The following is a 21726-nucleotide window of genomic DNA, read 5'->3' on the forward strand; positions in this document are numbered from 1 at the left end:
CCCCGGCACCGCCGACCGGTCCGCCGCCCCCACCCCGCTCCCCCACCCCGCTCCCCCATCCCGCCCAAATCGCTTCATAACGGATATGTCATCCTTGCCGGTATGCGCATTCTGGTGGTCGAGGACGAGGAAGGGCTGGCCGACAGCCTGCGCCGGGGGCTGTCGATCGAGGGGCACTGGGTCGATGTCACCCACGACGGTCACCGCGGCCTCGACCTCGCCCGTATCCGCGACTACGACGCCCTCGTCCTGGACGTGATGCTCCCCGGCCTGAACGGCTACGAGGTGTGCCGCCGGCTGCGGGACACGGGCGACACCACCCCCATTCTCATGCTGACCGCCAAGGACGGGGAGCACGACGAGGCCGAGGGCCTCGACTCGGGCGCCGACGACTACCTCGCGAAGCCCTTCTCGTTCGTCGTGCTGCTGGCGCGGCTGCGGGCGCTGAGCCGTCGTGCGCAGCAAGTGCAGTCCACCACCCTGCAGGCGGGCGATCTCGTCGTCGACACGGTCGCCCGCCGCTGCCGACGGGCGGAGACGGAGATCGAGCTCACCGCCCGTGAACTCGCCGTCCTGGCCTGTGTGATGGCGGGCGACGGCGACACGGTCGCCAAGCTGCACATCCTGCACGACGTATGGGACTCCCCGCTGGACATGGACCCCAACATCGTCGAGGTCTACATCAGTTCGCTGCGCAAGAAGATCGACGTCCCCTTCAGGCGGCGGTCCATCCGTACGGTGCGTGGCCTCGGGTACCGGATCGCGCCCGATGGCGGCTGACCGGCTGCGCGCGCTGCTGCGGTCACTGCCGCGGCCACGCAGCGTACGGGCGCGGGCAGCGACCGCCGCCGCCCTGGTCATGGCCATGGTCCTGGCCGTAGGAGGCGCCTGGCTGTATGTGACGCTGACCGACAACCTCCTGGACAACACCCAGGACCGCACCGAACTGGCCGCCCGCAAGGTGGCCGGCACGACCGGGGCGCTCCCCCGTCATCTGCCGCAGCCGGCCGGCGGAGTCGATGCCGTCGTCGTCCTGGGTCCCCAGGGGCAGCCACTCGCGGGCACCGGCCCGGACCCGGCCGCCGGCGGCGCCGCCGAGCTCGCCGGCTTCCGGCCGGCCCCGGGCAAGGAGACGAGCAGCAAGGTCCTGCCCACGACGGCGGCCTCCGGCCAGCGCAGTCTGGCGGTCGTCGTGCGCGATGAGTCGACGCAGGGCACCCGGTACGTCTATGCGCTCACCGCGCTGGCCGACCTCAACGACGCCACCCGCGCGCTGGGCGTGACCCTGCTGGTGGGCGGTCCGCTGCTGATGGCGCTGGCCGCCGTCATCGCCTGGGCGGTGACCGGGCTCGCGCTGCGTCCCGTGGAGGCCATCCGTGCCGAGCTCGCCTCCGTGACGGCGAGCGCACTCGACCGGAGGGTGCCCGACCCCAAGGGGAAGGACGAGATCACGCTCCTGGCCCGTACGGTCAACCGCACCCTCGACCGCCTGGAGCAAGCCGTCTCGCGGCAACGGCAGTTCACCGCCGACGCCTCCCACGAGCTGCGCAATCCGATCGCCGCGCTGCGGACCGAACTGGAGGTGGCGCTGCTCGCCACCCAGGCGCCGGAGTCGACCGCCCCGGAACGACAGACGCCGAAGTCGGCCGGCCCGGAACAACAGACGTCGGAGTCAGCCGCCTCGGAACAACAGACGCCGAAGTCGGCCGCCCCGGTACGACACGCGCTGGATGCCGCGGTGCGCCTCCAGCGGATCGCCGATGATCTGCTGCTGCTCGCACGGCTCGACACCCAGCCGGCGCCGGCCGAGGACCCGGCCGATCTGGCTCTGCTGTGCGCGGAGGAGATCGCCCGGCGACGCGGTCCCCGGGTGCCGCTGGTGCTGGACGCGGCGGCACCCGTGCCCGTACGGGGCGACGCCGTGCAGTTGGAACGCCTGCTGGCCAACCTCGTCGACAACGCCCTGCGGCACGCGGCCGGCGAGGTCCGGCTCAGCGCCGCCGTGGAACCCGCAACCGGGCAGGCGGTGCTGCGGGTCGCCGACGACGGTCCGGGCATCCCGCCCGAGGCCGCGGAGCAGGTCTTCGAGCGCTTCGCCCGGCTGCATCCCGCGCGCCACCGCCAAAGCGGCGGCACCGGACTGGGCCTGGCCATCGCGCGGGACATCGCACGGGCCCACGGGGGCAGTCTGCGGGTGGAACCCAGTGCGCGCGGCGCCCTCCTGGTGGCCCGCTTCCCGGCCCGCGGAGTCTGAAGACGGCGTCAGGAACCTCAGCGTTCCTTCAGCCGGCCTTGCCGACAATCGGGACTCGCCCTTACGCGCCCGTGGCCCTCGTCCGCCGAGAGCCGCCGGGACGAGACCGACAGGACGCCCGTATGCACCACCGTCGTCACGCTTCCCCCGGGCCGGCCGGGACCGACGCCACCCGCACCCGCCGCCGTCGGCACAGGCGGGCCCGGACCCGCCGGCTCGTGCTCGCGTTCCTCGCCCTGCTGTTGCTGGCGATCAGTTTCGGCGGCTGGTACGTGTACCACGACGTCTTCGGCCGCATGGGCAGCTCCCGTGCCCTGGACGGCACGGCCCCCAGGTCCACCGGCGGAGCGACGAACATCCTGCTCATGGGGCTGGACAGCCGCAAGGACCAGAACGGCGAGGACCTCCCGCCCGCGGTTCTGGACAAACTCCACGCCGGGAGCTCGGACATCGGCGGCTACAACACCAACACCCTGATCCTGCTGCACGTACCGGCCGGCGGCGGCAGGGCCACCGCGTTCTCGATACCACGCGACGATCTGGTCGACATCCCGGGCTTCCCCCAGGACAAGATCAAGAAGGCGTACGGCCTGGCCAAGGCCCACCGCGAGAGTCTCCTCGCCGGACAGGGCACTTCGGACCACCGCGCCCTCGAACAGGCCGGACGGGAGGCGGGACGACGGGCAACGCTCACGACCGTCTCGCGGTTCCTGGACGTGCCGATCGACCATTTCGCCGAAGTGAACCTCGCCGGCTTCTACCACCTGGCCGATTCCCTGGGGGGCGTACCGGTCTGCCTCAAGCATCCGGTGAAGGACCGCTACTCCGGGGCCGATTTCCCCGCGGGCCGCCAGACGCTCGACGGAGCCCGGTCCCTCGCCTTCGTACGGCAGCGCCACGGCCTGCCGCGCGGGGACCTGGACCGCACCCGCAGGCAACAGGCGTTCCTCGCCTCGGCCCTGCACAAGCTGGACAGCGCCGAGACCTTCACGGACCCGGCACGGCTGCTGCGGCTGCTCGACGTCGCCAAACAGGACGTGGTCATCGACGAGGGCTGGGACCTGCCCGCCTTCCTCAAGCAGGCGAAGAACCTGTCGGGCGGCAACGTCGAATTCTCGACCCTGCCGATCGCCGGATTCGCCCAACACCACGGCGAGGACGTGAATCTGGTCGACCGCGGAACGCTCAGGAAGCTCGTGCGGGAACGCATGGGCCCCGAAGCCGACCGCAAGGACGACGGCACGGGGGCGGACAGGGACGCGGACAAGGGGGCGGACACGGGGGCGGAGCCCACTGCCGGGCCGCCGGCGGCCGGTCGCTCCGCCGCTCCCCCGTCCGGTGCGACGCCCCGGCGGGAGACCGTCGAAGGAGGCGGCGTCCCGTGCGTGGACTGACCTTCCCGGCGCCGCGGGCCGCCGCCCCCGACGCCCCGGAACGGCCCCCGAGAGGCAGGATCGCGCGCAGGCAGGAAGCACTGCTGCTGGCGTTCGTCGTGGTCATCGTGCTCTACGGCTATATCGCCGCGGGCATGGCGACCGGGGGCGCCGTGCCGGACGGGGCCCCCGAGTTCGCGCTCACGATGTGCTGCCTCGCCTTCACCCCGCACCTCGCGGTGCGGCGCTTCGCCCCGTACGCGGACCCGCTGATCCTGCCGCTCGCGACGCTGCTCACCGGACTGGGGCTGGTCCTCCTCCACCGCCTCGACCACGCCTACCGCACGCCGCCCGCCGGCGGGCAGCAACTCCTGTGGACCGTGCTCGGCGTGGCCGCCTGCCTCCTCACGCTGGCCCTGCTCAAGGACTACCGGCAGCTTCAGCGCTACATCTACGTCACCATGGCCGCTGCCCTCGTGCTGCTGATCGCCCCGGCCCTCTACGCCGGCGACACCTACGGAGCCAAGCGCTGGGTGTATCTGGGGCCGGTGTCCTTTCAGCCGGGCGAGTTCGTGAAGGTCATGATCGCCGTCTTCTTCGCCGGATACCTGGTGAGCCACCGCGATGCCCTGGCGCTGACCGGCCGGCGGGCCCTGGGCATGCGGCTGCCGCCCGGCCGGCAACTCGGCCCGATCGTCGCCGTCTGGAGCGCGAGCCTGCTGGTGCTGGTCCTGGAGCGTGACCTGGGAACGTCGCTGATCTTCTTCGGCCTGTTCATCGTGATGCTCTACGTCGCGACGGGCCGCGGCAGTTGGGTGGTGTGCGGCGCGCTCATGGCCGTGGTCGGCGCGACCGTCGTCGGTTCCACCGAACCCCATGTGAAGGGCCGGATCGAGGCCTGGCTCCACCCGTTCGACATCTTCCTTCCCGTCGACCGGCGCCCACCGGGCCTGATCTCCGACCAGGCCGCACAGGCCCTGTTCGGCTTCGGCTCCGGTGGCATGACCGGCACCGGTCTCGGCCAGGGGCACCCCGAACTGATCGGCTTCGCCGGCCGTTCGGACTTCATCCTCACCACCGTCGGGGAGGAACTCGGCCTCGCCGGCATGATGGCGGTGCTCCTCCTCTACGCCCTGCTGGCCGAGCGGGGCCTGCGCGCGGCGCTCGTGTCCCGGGACCCCTTCGGCAAGCTGCTCGCGCTGGGACTGGCCTCGGCGCTGGCCCTTCAGGTCTTCGTGGTCGCCGCCGGCGTGACGGGCCTGATGCCGCTCACGGGCAAGGCGCTGCCCTTCCTCGCCCAGGGCGGATCGTCGATGATCGCCAACTGGCTGCTCGTCGCCCTGCTGCTCAAGGTCAGCGATCACGCGCGACGGCCCGGCGGCGCACCGCCCCACGACGACGAACAAGCCACCCGACCCGCCGCCTAGGCACCTTCACCCCCCTAAGGGCGTCATCATCACGCCGCCGCAGTCGTGACCGCCGCCGGTCTCGGGACGCCACTGAGCTGCGCCTCCAGCCGGCCCTCCCTCCCGCCGCCCCAACTCCCCTGCACACGTGGCGCAGAAGATATCTTCGGTGCCGGAATCCCTGGCCGCCGGGCTCGGCCCGCTCCTACGATGCCGGTACCCGGGGGAGAGGTTATGGGCGTGGCACGCAGGACCGCAGAGACGCGGCGGGGCATCGAGAACTCCGTCGCCTGGACCATCCGCAATCTGGACAGCATCGTTGCTCTCGGCGCCGCGTTGGTCATCGGTCTGTTGGATGTCTTCGGTGGGGCGATTCAGGACAATGTCACGTCCGGCGCGACCCTGCTGGTGCTGGCCGCGCTGGTCTTCGGGACGCTGACCGAGCGCCGGCGCCGCGTGGCGGACATCCAGGGGGCGATGTCGGTGACGCACCGGGCGCTGGAAGACCTCACCATGGTGCGGTCGTTGACCGGCGCCGAGCTCGAACTGGCCCTGGACCGGGCGCGCCAGCACACCGACCGCTGGGTGTTCAAGGGCGGCACCGGCACCTATCTGCGGGCCGTCACCCTGCCGGTCTGCATCCGGGAGGCGCAGCTCCAGCGCCGTTCCCTCACCTTCAAGATCGATATCATCAACCCGGCCGACGAGCAGGCGTGCGCGGCGTACGCGCGTTTCCGGCAGACCTTCGCCCACCGCCTGGACGTCGTCCCGCCGGACAGCTGGAGCGCCGACCGGACCCGCAAGGAGTCCTTCGCCACCGTGCTCGCGGCCTGCTGGCACCGGCAGCGGCTGGACACCCTGGAGATCGATGTGCACCTGTCGTCGGTCGTGCCCACCCTGCGCTTCGACCTCTCGGCCTCCTGCTTGATCATCACTCAGGACGACCCCCGCCGGGTCAACCTGCTCGTGGAACGGGACCGTCCGCTCTACGACTACTACGTCACCGAACTCCACCAGAGCCGGGAACAGGCCGTCGCGCTCGACCTGCGACGCACCGTGCCGCTGAGCGAGGAGCCGACGGTCGACGAGACCCACCGGCTCTTCGAGGGGCTCGGCCTCCCGCTTCCCCCGACCTTCACCGACAGAGACGTCAGCGAGGTCATCGGCAAGGCGCTGCACGCGGAGAACCCGTACCGGAGGTGAGCGGCCGAGTGCACAGCCCCATGGATCACCGACAGCTCGAACAGGCCATGAGCCGGCCCGGCTCGGCCCCGGAGGTCTTCGAGACGGCCACCTCGGTCCTGGAAGAGATCGCCTCCGGCCGCCGCGGACTGCGCGCCGTGCGGCATCCGCTCGGCTTCCTCTGCTTCCCGGTGGAACGCGTCGGCGACCGCGGCGTCTGTGTGCATGCCTTCGGCGGCGAAGCGGACGAGGAGGCGGCGAAGCCGACCACCTCACCGGTGCACTCGCACAGCTGGGAGCTGACCAGTTGTGTGCTGTACGGGGCGGTGGGCAATCTGCGCGTACGGGTCGTCGAGCGGCCCGCGGAACCCACCCACCGGGTCTTCGAGGTCCTCAGCCACCCCTCGGGCGTAGACGAAATCCAGCCGACTTCTCGCCTGGTGAGCTGCGAGCCGGGCACCGAACAGACCAGCCTGCGCGGCACGGTCTACACCCTTCCGGCAGGAGAGTTCCACACCACCGTCGTTCCCGAGGGAGGCGTCGCCGCCACGCTGGTGCTCGGCCGGTCTCTGCCCGGGCGCTTCGACCTTTCCCTCGGACCGCTGCACGGCACCGGTCATCAAGTGGTACGACAGGCATGCAACGCCGAAGCGACCGCCCGGACCGCCCGGACCGTCCTCAGGAGGATCCATGACCCCCGCCCCTGACGACCCGTCGGAGCAGTTCGCGGCCGAGCGGGAGCTGGCCGTCTCCGCCGCGCGGGAAGCGGGCGCCCTGCTGCGCTCCCGTTTCCAGGACGACTACGGGGTCCGGGCGAAGGGCGACGACGGAGACGTGGTCACCGAACTCGACGTGCAGGCCGAGGACCTGATCGTCGGCCGCATCCAGGAGCGCTTTCCGCACGACCGGATCCTCGCCGAGGAGGCCGGGGCGCTCGACGGCGACCGGAACGGCAACGCCGGGACCGGCCGCACCTGGCTGATCGACCCGCTCGACGGCAGCAACAACGTCGTCATCGGCCTGCCCGCCTATGTCGTCGGTATCGCCCTGTGCGTCGGCGACGCGGCCGCCGTGGGCGTCGTGCACGACCCCGTCACCGACCGGACCTGGACCGCGCTCGCCGGCTGCGGCGCGTACGGGCCACTGGGCCGGATGACCGGCCCCGGGCGCGCGCTGTCGCCCGCGGGGCCGCTGCTCGCCTGGACCCAGGGGCACGGGGTGGCCCGCGACGATCCGACGGCGGGGGCCCTGAAGGAGGTGCTGGAGGTCCGCTCCCGGCGGCTGCTCCAGCTGTGGGCTCCCCTGCTGACCTGGTCCATGCTCGCCCGCGGTGCGATCGACGGCTTCGTCGGCTACCGCGCGGAGGCCATCGACCTGCCCGCGGGCGCGCTGCTCGCCACGGAAGCGGGCGTGGAGATCCGGGCCCTGGACGGCAGTCCCTTCCGCGGGAACGCCACCGGCCCGGACACCGACCGCAGCTTCGTCGCCGGGCGGCCGGACGACATGCCGTATCTGCTGGATCTGGTCGGGCGGAGCGCGGCGGCCGGCGTCCGCTGAGCGGGGAGCGGCGCGACCGACGCATGCGGGCCGGGGTGGTCCCGCGCCCCGTCCTACGCCCTGTCCCGCGCCCCGATCGGCCGGCGTCCAACCGGCCGTCGCCTAACCGGCCAGCGCGAGCGCCACGGTGGCGGCCGGCAGGGCCCCGACAGCGAGCAGCGCTCCGGTGCCCATGAAGCTCTTCATCGACACCCTGACGCCCTGGGCATGGCAGCGCTCGAACCACAGCAGCGTCGCCAGCGAGGCCCACGGTGTCACCACCGGGCCGACGTTCGTCCCGATGAGCAGCGCCAGCAGCTGGTCGTGGTTGCCCACCGGCACCGCGGACTCCCCGGCCAGGTAGACGGGCAGGTTGTTGAGCACGTTGGAGAGTCCCCCGCCGACGGCCGCGGCGCGGAGCATGCCGAGCAGCCCGCCGTCCGGGCCGATGGCGGAGGCCAGTATCTCGTGGAGCCCGTTCACGTTGACCGTCTCCACCACCAGGAACAGCCCCGGCACCAGGACCAGCAGCCGCCACGGTACGAGCGACAGCCGCAGCGCGGCCCGCCGGCGCACCGCGAAGGCCGCCACGGCGATCCCGGCGGCCGCCGCCGACGCCACCCACAGCGGGATGTCGGCGAGCAGAATGGCCAGCAGAAAGCCGACGCAGGCGAGCCCGCAGACGCGGAACAGCGTACGGTCCGCGGGCCGGTGCACCGCCGGAGGCGGGTAGCTCTCCGCGCCGCGCTTGCCGCTGCGCCAGAAGAACAGCCACAGACAGCCCATGGTGACCGCGATGGCCGCCAGTTGGGGAGCCCACATCTTCGCCGCCAGCCCGGCGGGGGTGAGCGCGACGCGGTCCGCCGCCAGCAGGTTCGTCAGGTTCGACACGGGCAGCAGCAGACTCGCCGTATTGGCCAGCCACACCGTCGTCATGGCCAGCGGTACGGGCGCGATGCCCACCCGCGAGGCGAGCGCCAGCATGACGGGGGTGAGCAGCACCGCCGTCGTGTCGAGGTTGAGCGTGATCGTGGTGAGCGAGGCGAAGGCCACGCACAGCACGAACAGCGCGGCGTAACTGCCCCGCCCGGCGCGCGCCACCCCGGAGGCGACGACGTCGAACACCTCGGCCGCGCTGGTCAATTCGGCGAGGACGATCACCGTCCCGAGGAAGGCGAGCAGCGGGGCGATGCGGAGCATGGCGTCCCCGGCGGGTTCGGCCGGAAGGAGTCCGGTGGCCAGACACAGCAGGCCGCAGGCGAGCATCCCCCCGGCGAGCCAGTCCAGCACATGCAGACGTTGTATGGCGGCACGCACCCGCAAAGCATGGCACACCATTTGTGCGAACACGGTGTCCGCCGACGATCGGCTCCCTAGGATGGCGTCATGGTCGGGCGTCAGGAACTTACGGGGGAAACACAGCTGTTGGACTTCTTCATCAGCTATTCACCAGCCGACGAACGATGGGCTTCCTGGATCGCCTGGACGCTGGAGGAGGCCGGTTACCGCACCGTCCTGCAGGCCTGGGATTTCGTGGCCGGCACGAATTTCGTCGACTTCATGGACCGCGGCGTCAGCGAGTCCGCCGCCGTCATCGCCGTCCTCTCCCGGAACTACGAGCGCTCCCGGTACGGGCGGATGGAGTGGCAGGCCGCCTTGCGCGCCGACCCCGACGCCCCGGAGCGCAGGCTGATCACCGTCCGTACCGAGGACATTCCGGTCGAGGGGCTGCTCGCGACCATCACCTATGTCGATCTGGTGGGGGTCAGTGACACCGCTGCCGCCCGCGACCTGCTGCTCACCCGCGTCGGCCAGGCGCTGGAGGGCCGGGCCCGGCCCACCGCGCGCCCCGGCTTCCCCGGCGGACCGTCCGGTGCCCCCACCGCCGTACCGAGCATCCCGCGGCCGGCGGGGCCCGCCCCGGACCGGCCGCTCGGCCGGCCGGGCTGGGCGGGGCGCCGGCGGCCGGCGGTCGCGCCCCGCTACCCGCAGGCGGCGGAGTCGAGCCCGTCCAGAGAAGCCGTCTCGGTGCTCCACCTCGCCGGGCCGTGCTTCGGCCGTGGCGCCGAACCGGCCGCGCTGCAGGCGGCCATCTGGGGCGACCTCGTCGAACTCGCCGATGCCGGGGCGCCCGACCCCGACCTCCTCGTCGTCACCGGCGACCTCACGGCGTCCGGCAGTCCACGGGAGTGCGAACAGGCCCTCAGTTTCCTGACCGGACTGCGCTCGCGCCTCGGCCTCGACCCCGACCGGCTCGCCGTCGTCCCCGGCGGGCAGGACGTCAGCCAGGCCGCCTGCCGTGCCTACTTCCACACCTGCGAAGCCGACGAGATGCAGCCCAGGCCGCCCTACTGGCCCAAGTGGCGGCACTACCACCGACTGTTCCAGGAGCTCTACCAAGGGCTCGACGTCGTCTTCGACGGCGATCAGCCCTGGAGCCTGTTCCCCGTCCCCGCCCTGCGGACCGTCGTCGCCGGACTCAACTCCTCGATGGCGTACAGCCACCGCCCCGACGACCAGTACGGCCTGCTCGGGCCGGAGCAGGCCGCCTGGTTCGCCCAGGCGCTGCGCCCGTACGAGCAGGAGGGATGGCTGCGGATCGGTGCCCTGCGGCACCCGGTGGGGGCGGACCGGCCGCTCGCCTCCGACGACGGGCCGGCAGCGGATCCGGACCGGAGCCCGCGCCGCGCGGCCGGTCATGACACCGCGCCCGGTGCCGCGCCGGTACGCGACGCCGATGTCCTCGCCCGGCTCACCGGGCCGCGGCTGCACCTCCTGCTGCACGGGCCCGCCGGGAACCCCCGGGCCGCGTCGGCCGCGCCCACCGCCGCCGCGCTCCCCCTCGCCGCCGGCGAGCTGCCGGTCTTCGGCGCCGCCGCCCCGGCCCGGCACCAACTGCTCCGCATCACCGACGACGGCGTCACCCGCTGGCCGGAGCGGTCCGACGGGCAACCGCGGCACTTCACGGCCGCACGGCCCGGCGGCCGGCGCGTCTTCGGCGGCCAGGAACCGTCGAACGCCCCGGGTGGCGAGGCCGCCGGCGGCACGGACGCGTCGCTGGTGGCCGACTCCGGCGCCGAGACACCCGCGCCGGAGGTCTCCCGTACCGTCGAGGACCCGCTCGACACCCTGATCGCCCGTGTCACCGAGGTCTGCCGTACCCGCCACGAGGGGGCCCAGCTCCGGCGGGTGCCGGGCGATGTGCCGCAACTGCTCGTCACCTGGACGGAATCCGGGTTCGTGCGGCAGCAGCGGGTGGCGGTCTGTGCCGGCACCCCGCAGGCGGAGTTCGTCGACCGCTTCCTCGATCACATCCATGCGTCCGAGACGGTGCCCGACGCCGAGCTCGTCCACGACGGCCCGCCCCCCGCGCCGGAGCTCCGTGAGCGGGCCCGCCGCCGCGGAGTGCGGGTGCGCAGCTTCACCGAGTTCCAGGGGCTGCTGGATCTGCGCGGCTATGTGACGCGCCAGACCGAGCGGCTCAGTACCGATCTCCAGTACCACCCGAGTCTCTATCTGCCGCAGCGCTACCGCGAGGCCGAGCGGCCCGGCGGAGCGGAGCGCGACGGGCTCGTCCCGGACATACTGCGGCTGCTCGACGCCGACCACGGCCGCTTCGTCCTGCTCCTCGGCGACTTCGGCCACGGCAAGACCTTCGCGCTGCGCGAGCTGGCCCGCCGCCTCCCCGAGGAACTCCCCCAGACCGTCCCGCTGCTGATCGAGCTGAGCACCCTCGACAAGGCCCACACCATCGACGGCCTGGTGGCCGCCCATCTGGCGAGCCACGGTGTCGACACCATCGATCTGCGGGCCTTCCGGTACATGCTCCGGCAGGGCCGCATCGTCCTGCTCTTCGACGGCTTCGACGAACTGGTCAACCAGGTCAGCTACGAACGCGCCGCCGACCACCTGCAGATGCTGCTCGACGCCGCGGTGGACAACGCCAAGATCGTGGTCAGCAGCCGCACCCAGCACTTCCGGTCGCAGGCCCAGGTGCTGACCGCGCTCGGCGAACGCGTCGGGCTGCTGCCGCAGCGCCGGGTCCTGGCCGTCCAGGAGTTCTCGCCGCAGCAGATCCGCACCTATCTGGTGAACCGCTACGGCGACGAGCACGCCGCCGACCGCCGGGTCCGGCTGCTCGAAGGCATCCCCGACCTGCTCGCGATGTGCCGCAACCCCCGCCTGCTCAGCTTCGTCGCCGACCTCGACCACGAGCGGCTGCGCGCCGTCGCGGGCGCCGGCCGGGCCCTGAGCCCCGCGGGGCTGTACGAGGAGGTGTTCACCTCCTGGCTGCAGTACGAGGAGCGCCGTGGCCAGGGCGGTCCCGGCAGCACTCCCGGGCTGAGCGAGCGTCAGCTCTGGCGTGGTGTGACGACCCTTGCGCTGCGCCTGTGGGAGAGCGGCCGCAGCGCGCTGCGACTGGACGAACTCCACGACGTGGGCGAGGTGCTGACCGGCCTCGCCGACAGCCGGCTGTCCGTGCCGCAGGCCGCGCACGCCGTCGGGTCGGGCAGTCTGCTGCTGCGTACCGACGACGGCCTGTTCCAGTTCATCCACGGCTCCGTGGTCGAGTGGCTGGTGGCCCGTGAGGCCGCCGCGCAGCTGGGGAACGCGGGCCCCGAGGACAGCGGTCTGCTCGCCCGCCGCCCGCTGAGCCAGCTGGCGGTGGAGTTCCTGTGCGACCTCGCCGACCACCGCACCTGCCAGCAGTGGGCCGAACGCGCCTTGGCCGACGGTGCCGACGGGGCGGACCGCGCGCAGGGCGGCTCCCGGGACGGCGACGAGGTCGCCCGGGCGAACGCGGTCAAGGTCCTCAGCCGGCTCCGGGTGCCGGCCCATACGGATCTGCGCGGCGCGGTCCTTGCCGGGGAGGACCTCTCCTACCGCGACTTCTCCGGCGTCGACCTGACCCGTGCCGACCTCACCGACGCCGGCCTCGTCGGGGCGGACTTCTCCGGTGCCGTCCTGCGCGACGCCTGCCTGGCCGGAGCCCGTCTCGACGAGGCGAAGCTCACCGGGGCGGACCTGCGCGGCGCCGATCTGCGGATGGCCCGGCTGCTCCGCGCCGACCTGAGTGGTGCCCGGGTCGCCGGCAGCAACTGGCACCGGGCCGCGCTCATCAATGCGGTCGCCGACGAGGCCACGCTGAACACACCGGAGCTGCGGGCGGCGGCGGTCGCCCCCGGCATGCCCGTCGAGTCCGGCTTCCGGCCGTCCGCGGTCGGCGTGCCGTACGGCTTCGACATGCGCACCAGCCGGCTTCCCGAGCCGGTCTCCTACAGCCCCGACGGCGAACTCCTCGCCGTCGGCAGCGAGGACGGCGGAGTGCTGGTGTGCGACGCCGCCACCGGTACCGCGGTGCGCACGCTCCAGGGGCACACGGGCCGGGTCTACGCGGTGAAGTTCCGCGACCGGGTGCTCGCCACCGGCGGCGCGGACGGCACCGTCCGGCTGTGGGATCCGGTCTCCGGCGCCTGCCTCCACCAGCTGGAGGTGCACCCGGACGGCGTGTGGCCGGTGTCCCTGGACGTCTCCGGCGCGCGGCTCGCGACCGGCGACTCGGAGGGCACGGTCATCGTGTGGGAGGTGGCGACCGGGACGCCGTTGCACCGGCTGTACGGCCACACCGCACCCGTCTACACCGCGGGGTTCAGCCCGGACGGCCGCACCCTCGTCACGGGCGACGCGGCCGGGTCCGTACGCCTGTGGGACACCGGCTCCGGCCGGCTCCTCGGCACCCTCGACGGTCACCAAGGGCCGGCGTACCGCGCACAGTTCAGCCCGGACGGCACCCTCCTGGCCACCGGTGACATGGGCGAGGACGATCACGGCACGGTGCGTGTCTGGGACGTGGCCGAGCTCCGGCTGCAACACGAGTTCACCGGCCACACGGGCCGGGTCTACACCCTCGACTTCCACCCCGGCGGCAGGCTGCTGGCCAGCGGCGACACCACCGGCCAGGTACGGCTGTGGGACCCGGTGACCGGGGCCCCCGCCGGGACGCCGGCCGACCACGGCGGCCACGTGTACCAGGTGGTGTTCGACCCCGAGGGGACCATGCTGGCCGCCGGCGGCAGCGACGGATCGGTCCGCCTGTGGCGGGTGGCGCAGGGGTCCGCGGGTTGGACGGTGACCCCGCTGCGGCAGCAGCCCGCGGACCATCAGGGGTCGGTCTGGGCCTGCCGGTTCCGTCCCCGGAGCCGTTTCGGCGCCCGGGAGACCGACCCCATGCTGGTGACCATCGGCAACGAGGGCCTGGTGCGGCTGTGGGACACCTCCACCGGCCAGGGCAGACGGATTCTCCGCGGCCACGGACGGCGCATCGCCAGCCTGGCGTTCAGCCCCGACGGGACGCACTTGGCGGCGTGCGGCAACGACGGCGTGGCCCGGGTGTGGGAGTCCGCGACCGGCCGGCGGACACGAGAGTTCGCCGGCGACCACGACCGCCTGGTCTCGGCGCTGTTCGTCCCCGGAAGCCACCAACTCGCCACCGCCAGCAGCGATGGCGACCTCTACCTCTGGAACGCCGTCACCGGCGAGTACCAGCGCGAGATCGACGCCGAGACCGACCATGTGTGGGCCGAAGCGTTCAGCAGCGACGGCAAGATCCTCGCCACCGCGAACGACGACGACACCGTAGCGCTGTGGTACCGCAGTACCGGCGCCCGCGTGACCACGCTCGCCGACCACCGGGGCCGGGTACGGTCGATCGCGTTCAGCGCGGACGGGGCGCGCCTGGCCACCGGCTGCGACGACCGGTTCGTCCGGCTGTGGGACCTCGCGGACAGCCGCCTGGTCGCCGAACTCGCGGGCCACACCGCGCGGGTGTACGCGGTGACGTACGGGCCCGGGGACGCGTGGCTGGCGAGCGCCTCGTGGGACGGCGAGGCCATCGTCTGGCGGGACGGCGAGCTCCAGCACCGGCTCCGGGGACACGTCGGTCGGCTGTGGACCGCCGCCGCCCACCCGAGCCGGCCGCTGCTGGCCACGGCGGGGGACGACCGGGTCGTACGCCTGTGGAACCCGCTGGACGGCCGGGAGACGGCCCGGCTGACCGGCCATACCAGCCGCATCCTCACCGTGGCCTTCAGCCCGGACGGCTCGCTGCTGGCCAGCGGCGGGGAGGACGGCACCGTCCGGCTCTGGAACGTACCGGCCGACGGCGAGCCGGCCCCGCGGGCCACGCTGATCGGCGTACCGGGCGGCTGGGCCGCGCTGTCCCCGTCGGGCGGCTACAAGTACGAGGGTGACATCGCGGGCGAGTTCTGGCACGTCGTGGGCATGTGCCGGTTCGAACCCGGCGAACTCGACGAACACCTTCCCGGGGTGCGGCGCCTTTCGATGGACGACCCGATCTGAAGCCGCGCTCTTGGGGGCGCACTCGCCGTCAGCGCCGCGGCCGTACCGGCGCAGGCCGCCGAACGGACCACGACGACGGCGGCCTCGGTGAGCGCCTCGTCCACGGTGCATGCGATGGCCGGGTATCACTTCTACCGCGCCTACTGGACCCTCGACGCCTGCCTCGACGAGGGGCACTCGCTGGGGTACAGCTACAAGTGCCAGTACGGCACGGGCAATGACGGCAAGAAGAAGTGGTTCCTGTACCTCTGGTACTAGAGACTGCCTCTCCGCTCACGGGGGCCGGGAGGCCGTCCGCCACGCGAGGCCTTGCGCGGGCGGCCGGCCTCCCGGCCCCGCTTCCGCGGGACCCGCGCCGGGTCAGCGCTCCCGACCTCGCGGTTTCAGCGGCCCCGGCGGGAGGTCGGGAGCCGTCAGCCGGTCACCGTCATAGCCGTGGACGGTGCCGAAGCGGGAGCCCGTCGTCCAGTCGGCGCGGGCCTGGGCGATGTCGTCGTGGGTACGGCCGACGAAGTTCCACCACATCACGATCTGCTCCTCGAACGGTGCGCCGCCGAGGAGCATCAGGCTGCTGTCGGAGTCGGAGCGCAGCGGCAACTCGCTGCGGCCGCAGCCGAGGTAGAGGAGGGCGCCGGGGCCCAGGCGGACGCCGTCGACCTCGCTCTCGCCGGCGATGGTCAGCGCCGCGTACTCGAAGTCGGGGTCGACGGGCAGCCGGGTGTCCGTGCCGGCGGCGAGCGTGAGGTCGGCGCCGACCAGCGGGGAGTACGTGGTGCCGGGCGAGGTGGCGCCGGCAAGTTCGCCGAGGACGACGGTGGCGGACAGCCCGCCGCCGTCGATCACCGGCAGGTCGGTGTGGTGCTCGAAGGCGGGGGCGGTGTCGCGGTGCTCGCCGGGGAGGGCGACCCACAGCTGGGCGCCGTGCAGGAACGGGCCGTGGCCGTGCGGGGACTCCTCCGAGTGGGCGATGGCCCGGCCCGAGGTCATCAGGCCCAGTTCCCGGGGCCGTACGGTCTGCAGGCTGCCGAGGCTGTCGCGGTGCAGTACCTCGCCCTGGCGCAGCCAGCTGACGGTCTGCAGACCCATGTGCGGATGCGGCGGCACCTGCATACCGGGCTCGCCGACGATGTCGTCGGGCCCGTAGTGGTCGACGAAGCACCAGGCGCCGACCATCCGCCGGCCGAGGTTCGGCAGCAGTCTGCGGACGACGGTGCTCTCGCCGAGCGGCACCTGCTTGCCGGGCTGGACGTCGCGTACCGGGCCCGTACGGCCGGTGCCGCCGCACAGGCTGGGCGCGGGTCTGAGGTCGAGGTTGCTCATGGCGTCACGATAGGCGCGGTCGGGGGTGCGGTCCGGGCAGGCGCACGAAGCGCCGCGGGGTGATGCCCCCTCATGCATACAGCTCGCGCAGCCGTACCGAGAGGCAGGTCACGCAGCCCTCCAGCTTCTCGAATTCGCCGATGTCCACGAGGACCGGCTGATATCCGAGGCCGGCGAGGAGCTCCGCGCTCTTCGGGGCGCCGTCGGCCATCAGCAGCCGGCCGCCGCCGAGCAGGACGACGTGCGCGCCGGATTCCTCGGGGACGGGCAGGAAGCGGGGGAAGAGGGCGGGGTCGTCGACCAGCGGCGGGTAGCCGATGACCGTGCCGTCCGGGAGGGCGGTGACCGCGGATTTGAGGTGCAGTACGCGGCTCACCGGTACGGCGACCACGCGGGCGCCCAACGGCTCGAAGGTGGCGCGGAGTTGGCGTATCCCCTCGGCGTTGGTGCGGCCGCCGCGGCCGACGTAGACGGTGTCGCCGACCTTGAGGACGTCGCCGCCGTCCAGGGTGCCGGGGGCGCGGATCTCGTTGACGGAGCAGCCGAGTGCCTCCGCCGCCGCGCGTGCGGCGGGCACCTCGGGGCGGCGGGGGCCGGCGCCGGGGCGGGCGAGGAGTGCGACGTTGCGGAACATGACCAGGGTGTCCTCGACGAAGACCGCGTCGGGGCAGTCGTCGGCGGGGGCGACCTCGGTGGTCTGCCAGCCGTGGTCGCGCAGCACCTGTACGTAGGTCTCCCATTGGCGCAGGGCGAGCGCGGGGTCGACCGGGCGGCGGTCGATATGGGTGACCAGACCCTCGGCGAGGCGGGGGCCGGGGCGGCGGACGAGGGCCTGCTGGCTGGGCATGCGGATCCTTTCGGGCGGCGGCGGTTCCGGGCGGTCAGGCGTCGGCGCCGTAGGTGGCGCGCAGGGCGTCCTCGACGGCGGCCAGGGCGGCACGGTGGTCCAGGCCGAGGCGCCGGGCGCGGCGGGCGTAGGTCTCGGCGGCCGCGGCGGCCTCCTTGTCGGCGGCCTCGCCGGCCGCCGCGATGAAGCTGCCGTTGCGGCCGCGGGTCTCGATCACGCCGTCGGCCTCCAGGGCGCGGTAGGCCTTGGCGACGGTGTTGGCAGCCAGCCCGAGGTCCTCCGCCAGACCGCGGACGGTGGGGAGTTTGTAGCCGACCGGCAGGCCGCCGTCCCGGGCCTGATCGGCGATCTGGGTGCGTACCTGCTCGAACGGCGCGGCGGAGGCGGCCGGATCGATGGTGAGGGTCAAGGTCTGCGGGGACACGGCGGGCGCTCCTGTTGCGGGTGAGGGGGCGGGTGCGCGAGGACGCGGCTGCCCGGGGGCGTACCGGGAGACGTGCCGTGCGCGGACCCGCCGGTGCGCTTGTTTGTCGCATCCATTGTGCGCCAAGAGCGCCCGCCGTGCCGGGAGGTGCTGTCACGCGGGGGTGGTCACAGTGCGAGGGTGGTGCCGGTCGTGCGCAGCCAGGCGTTCATGCCGAGGACGAGTTCGGCGGACGGTCGGATGTCGTCCCGCGCCCCGTCGGCGGTGACCTGTGCGGTGGCTTCGGGGTCCAGCAGCGGACGTACGGGGGCGTCGCGGTCGGCGTACAGGGCCTTCAGCTCGGTGCGCAGCGCCTCGTTGTAGCGCGGGTCCTGGGTACTGGGATAGGGGCTCTTGACCCGGTCGGCCACCAGGGCGGGGAGGACGTCGCGGGTGGCGGCGCGCAACAGCGACTTCTCCCGGCCGTCGAAGGTCTTCATCGCCCAGGGGGTGTTGAAGACGTAGTCGACGAGGCGGTGGTCGCAGAACGGCACGCGGACCTCCAGGCCGACGGCCATGCTGGCCCGGTCCTTGCGGTCGAGCAGGATCTGCACGAAGCGGGTCAGATGCAGATAGCTGATCTCGCGCATCCGGCGCTGATGGCCGGTGTCACGGTCGAGGTAGGGCACTTCGGCGAGCGCCTCGCGGTAGCGGCGCCGCTCGTAGCCGGGCAGGTCGAGCTTGCCGAGCAGCCCCTTGTCCAGCAGCGCCTCGCGGGTGGCGTTGCCGCCGGCGAACCGGCCGGAGAGGCCGGCCGCTGTCCAGGGGAAGGTGTCGGCGTGGACGCACGCGGGGTCGTGGAACCAGCGGTAGCCGCCGAAGACCTCGTCCGCGGATTCGCCGGACAGGGCGACCGTGGACTGTTCGCGGACGGCCTTGAACAGCAGGTAGAGGGAGGTGTCGCCGTCGCCGAAACCGTTGGGCAGATCGCGGGCGGCGAGCACCGCGGCGCGGTGGCCGGGGTCCATCAGGTCGGCGGTGTCCAGGACGATGTCGCGGTGGTCGGATCCGACGTGTTCGGCCAGGGCGTGGGCGTACGGTCCGTCGGGGGTGCCGCGCAGGTCGTCGGGCGTGAAGTTCTCGGTGTAGCCGGTGAAGTCGACGGCGAACGAGCGGACCGGGCCGCTGCCCGCTTCCGCCAGCGCCTCGGCGGAGAGGGCGGTGATGACGGAGGAGTCCAGGCCGCCGGAGAGCAGGGTGCACAGCGGCACATCGGCGATCAGCTGGCGGGCCACGATGTCGTCGAGGAGTTCCCGGACGTGCGCGACGGTGGTGTCGAGGCCGTCGGTGTGGTCGCGGGCCGCCAGGGCCCAGTAGCGGGTGACGGTCGATCCGGCGCGGTTGACCCGGACGATGTGGCCGGGGCGCACCTCGTGCATGCCCTTGTAGACGGCGTGGCCGGGGGTCTTGGTGAAGCTGATCAGCTCGGCGAGGCCCTCGCCGTCGACGACGGGCCGTACGGCGGGGTGGGCGAGGATCGCCTTGGGCTCGGAGCCGAACAGGACTCCGTCGGGGGTCGGGTAGTAGTAGAGCGGCTTGATGCCCATCCGGTCGCGGATCAGCAGTAATTCCTCGGTGCGCGGGTCCCAGAGCGCGAAGGCGTACATGCCGTTGAGGCGCTCGGCGCACGCCTCGCCCCACTGGAGATAGGCGTGCAGCACCACTTCGGTGTCGCTGTGGGTGCGGAAGGTGTGGCCCAGCCCGGTCAGTTCGGCGCGCAGCTCGCGGTAGTTGTAGACCTCGCCGCTGTAGGTGGTGACGACCAGGGTGCGGCCGTCGTGGTCCACGGCCATGGGCTGGGTGCCGCCGTCGAGGTCGATGACGGCGAGCCGGCGGTGGCCGAACGCGGCATGGCGGTCGAGCCGGACACCGGCCGCGTCCGGCCCGCGGCAGGCCATGGTCGCGGTCATCGTCTCCAGCACGGGGCGCTGGGTGGTGAGGTCGTTGTCGTAGGAGATCCATCCGGTGATTCCGCACATGAGGCGGCCCCTCCTTCGTGGCAGCGACGGACGGCCGCGCTCCGGCGGCGGCCCGCGCCAGCACCGTACGCGCACATAGTTGTATGGGCCACCCAAACCGCGGACGGGGCGCACGGAACGAGCCATCCGCGCGCCGGGGCACAGCGGCGGACGGCTACCGCACCCCGCCCGCCGGGCCCCGCCGACCGAGCCCCTCCCGCCGGAAAAATGAGCGGCACGACGACACACGGGCGCGTACTCTCCGCCGTCATGACGCCTACCGTGCGCGACTTCCGTCCCTCCGACGCCAAGGCCGTCGCCGAGCTGCGACGGGCCGCCCTGCCCTTTCTCCTCGCCACCCCGCAGGGCGTCGCCTGGGAGGCCGCCACGGCCCCCGCGGCACGGCGTCTGCGGCTGTTCGTCGCCGAGCTGGACGGCAGGGTCGTCGGCGCGATCCGGGCCGGCCTGCTGCCCGACAGCAGCGTTCCGGGCCAGGGCGCGGCCACCCCTCAGGTCCACCCGGACCACCGCGGCCGCGGCGCGGGGCACGCCCTGCTGGCCGCGGCCGAGGACCATCTCACCGCGGCCAGCGCCACCCGGCTGTACGCCTGGGCGGTGGACGGGACCGGCGCACCGGCCTTCGCGGAACGCCGCGGCTACCGCCGCACCCGGCAGGCCCGCTTCCTGCGCCTCGGCCTCACGGCCGCCGCCCTGCCACCGCTCCCCGCCGCCCTGCCGCCCGGTGTCCGGCTGCACACCGGCGCGGACTTCGAGGCCGACCCGCGCCGGCTGTACGAGGCGGACGCCGAGGCCGCCGCGGACGAGCCGGGCGATGTCCCCACCGACGCCATGGCCTACGAGGACTGGCTGCTGCACACCTGGGAGCACCCCCACCTCGACCTGGACCTCACCTCGGCGGTGACCGTCGACGGCGAGATCGCCTCCTTCACCCTGGCGGCCACCGACGGTCGTACCCGCTACTCCTCCGCGATGACCGGCACCCGCCGCGCCTTCCGCGGCCGGGGCCTGGCCCGGCTGGCCAAGACCGCCTCCCTCCACCGTGCCCGCGACGCCGGCTGTACCGAGGCGTTCACCGGCAACGACGCCGCCAACGCCCCGATGCTCGCCGTCAACCGCGCCTTCGGCTACCGGCCGTTCGCCGGGGAGTGGCGGTACGTACGCGAGCTGCGGCGGGACTGAGGCACCGCCCGCGCCCGACGCCTCACCCCCACGGCGACGCAACACCGGCACCGGCCACGGCGCCCTCCCCGCCCGGGACTTCGGCGAGCAGCACATAGCGCTCATCGGTCACCTCCTTGCCCCACAGCGCAGGATCGTCCACCAGGCTCTCGCTCCGCGTCCGCACCGCCAACGGCTTGACGAGGGCGGTGAGTTCGGCGGCCGAGATCCCCATGGGCTCGGCCTCGCCCCAGCGGCCCTCCACCAGCACCAGCCGGCCCCCGGGAACGAGCAGACCGGCCCAACGGCGCAGCGCGACCCGGGCGTCGGGCAGCGCCCACAGGACATGACGCACCAGGACGGCATCGAACCGCCGCTCCCCCACGGGTGGTTCGGCGGCCTCACCGACCAGCAAGGCGTCCTCCCGGCCGGCGAGCTTGGCGCGCGCCCGGGCGATCATGCGCGGTGAGCGGTCGATGCCCGTGACGCGATGGCCCTGTTCGGCGGCGAGCAGGGCCAGGCTTCCCGTACCGCAGCCCAGATCGAGGACGGCGGCGGGCCCGGACGGCAGCCACCCGCGCAGCCGGGCGGCCCAGGCGGCGCGGACGGCGGGGTCCCGCAGGCCGTGGTCGGGCTCGTCGTCGAACGAGGCGGCGGCCGCTTCCCAGTAGGCGGCGTCCGCGGTCGGCAGGGGCGATTCCCCCCGGCCGGCACGGGGGTTGGCGGATCCGGCGAAGGGCCGGCGGGACGGGTCGGCAGGCGGGTCGGTGCTCATGTGCCGATGGTGGCAGCGACCACTGACAACGGCGGTGGGACGCGGGGCGGGGGCAGGCCGTGCGGGCCGGGGCC

Annotated in this window: 16 protein-coding genes; 10 read left to right on the plus strand and 6 right to left on the minus strand. The window is 73.2% G+C overall.

Going from position 1 to position 21726, the window contains the following annotated elements; all coding sequences use genetic code 11:
• Positions 1-102: 102 nt before the first annotated feature.
• The 7 genes from EST92_RS22175 (at position 103) to EST92_RS22205 (ending at position 7772) form a co-directional block, all read left to right on the plus strand.
• A complete protein-coding gene (locus EST92_RS22175; protein WP_129282599.1) occupies positions 103-780 on the plus strand; it encodes a response regulator transcription factor in 678 nt (225 codons plus the stop codon).
• Positions 770-2254: an ATP-binding protein gene (locus EST92_RS22180; protein WP_129282600.1), complete on the plus strand. Its 1485-nt coding sequence runs from the start codon at positions 770-772 to the stop codon at positions 2252-2254. The genes EST92_RS22175 and EST92_RS22180 overlap by 11 nt, the downstream gene beginning before the upstream one ends.
• Positions 2255-2376: 122 nt before the next feature.
• Positions 2377-3648: an LCP family protein gene (locus EST92_RS22185; protein WP_129282601.1), complete on the plus strand. Its 1272-nt coding sequence runs from the start codon at positions 2377-2379 to the stop codon at positions 3646-3648.
• A gap of 59 nt (positions 3649-3707) precedes the next feature.
• Positions 3708-5054, plus strand: coding sequence for an FtsW/RodA/SpoVE family cell cycle protein (locus EST92_RS22190; RefSeq protein ID WP_254068955.1), 1347 nt, complete (start codon positions 3708-3710; stop codon positions 5052-5054).
• 213 nt (positions 5055-5267) lie between these two features.
• On the plus strand, positions 5268-6236 hold the full coding sequence (locus tag EST92_RS22195) for a hypothetical protein (protein WP_129282602.1): 969 nt from the start codon (positions 5268-5270) through the stop codon (positions 6234-6236).
• A gap of 20 nt (positions 6237-6256) precedes the next feature.
• Positions 6257-6922, plus strand: coding sequence for a hypothetical protein (locus tag EST92_RS22200; protein WP_129282603.1), 666 nt, complete (start codon positions 6257-6259; stop codon positions 6920-6922).
• Positions 6906-7772 (plus strand): inositol monophosphatase, encoded by an 867-nt coding sequence (locus tag EST92_RS22205; protein WP_129282604.1) that lies wholly within the window; start codon positions 6906-6908, stop codon positions 7770-7772. The genes EST92_RS22200 and EST92_RS22205 overlap by 17 nt, the downstream gene beginning before the upstream one ends.
• Before the next feature lie 102 nt (positions 7773-7874).
• Here the strand turns inward: EST92_RS22205 and EST92_RS22210 are convergent, their stop codons facing one another.
• Positions 7875-9017 (minus strand): SLC13 family permease, encoded by a 1143-nt coding sequence (locus EST92_RS22210; RefSeq protein WP_254068956.1) that lies wholly within the window; start codon positions 9015-9017, stop codon positions 7875-7877.
• Between the two features lie 120 nt (positions 9018-9137).
• Between EST92_RS22210 and EST92_RS22215 the strand changes: the two genes are divergently transcribed.
• On the plus strand, positions 9138-15110 hold the full coding sequence (locus EST92_RS22215) for a TIR domain-containing protein (protein WP_129282606.1): 5973 nt from the start codon (positions 9138-9140) through the stop codon (positions 15108-15110).
• Positions 15111-15197: 87 nt separating this feature from the next.
• A complete protein-coding gene (locus EST92_RS31215; protein WP_154073990.1) occupies positions 15198-15368 on the plus strand; it encodes a hypothetical protein in 171 nt (56 codons plus the stop codon).
• A 102-nt stretch (positions 15369-15470) separates the two neighbouring features.
• Here the strand turns inward: EST92_RS31215 and EST92_RS22220 are convergent, their stop codons facing one another.
• From EST92_RS22220 to asnB, 4 genes are all read right to left on the minus strand, one after another.
• Entirely contained in the window at positions 15471-16430 is a 960-nt protein-coding gene (locus EST92_RS22220) for a pirin family protein (RefSeq protein WP_129282607.1), read from the minus strand.
• A 70-nt stretch (positions 16431-16500) separates the two neighbouring features.
• Entirely contained in the window at positions 16501-17277 is a 777-nt protein-coding gene (gene ddaH / locus EST92_RS22225; RefSeq protein WP_129282608.1) for a dimethylargininase, read from the minus strand.
• A gap of 34 nt (positions 17278-17311) precedes the next feature.
• Entirely contained in the window at positions 17312-17701 is a 390-nt protein-coding gene (locus tag EST92_RS22230; protein ID WP_129282609.1) for a GntR family transcriptional regulator, read from the minus strand.
• 167 nt (positions 17702-17868) lie between these two features.
• Positions 17869-19719 (minus strand): asparagine synthase (glutamine-hydrolyzing), encoded by a 1851-nt coding sequence (gene asnB / locus EST92_RS22235; RefSeq protein WP_129282610.1) that lies wholly within the window; start codon positions 19717-19719, stop codon positions 17869-17871.
• 249 nt (positions 19720-19968) lie between these two features.
• Here asnB and EST92_RS22240 point away from each other — a divergent pair, with 249 nt between their 5' ends.
• Complete coding sequence (locus EST92_RS22240; protein WP_129282611.1) at positions 19969-20898, plus strand: GNAT family N-acetyltransferase; 930 nt, start codon at positions 19969-19971, stop codon at positions 20896-20898.
• A gap of 22 nt (positions 20899-20920) precedes the next feature.
• Here the strand turns inward: EST92_RS22240 and EST92_RS22245 are convergent, their stop codons facing one another.
• A complete protein-coding gene (locus EST92_RS22245; RefSeq protein WP_129282612.1) occupies positions 20921-21652 on the minus strand; it encodes a class I SAM-dependent methyltransferase in 732 nt (243 codons plus the stop codon).
• Positions 21653-21726 lie beyond the last annotated feature (74 nt).

The organism is Streptomyces sp. TM32 (assembly GCF_004122755.1).
GTDB classification, from domain to species: domain Bacteria; phylum Actinomycetota; class Actinomycetes; order Streptomycetales; family Streptomycetaceae; genus Streptomyces; species Streptomyces sioyaensis.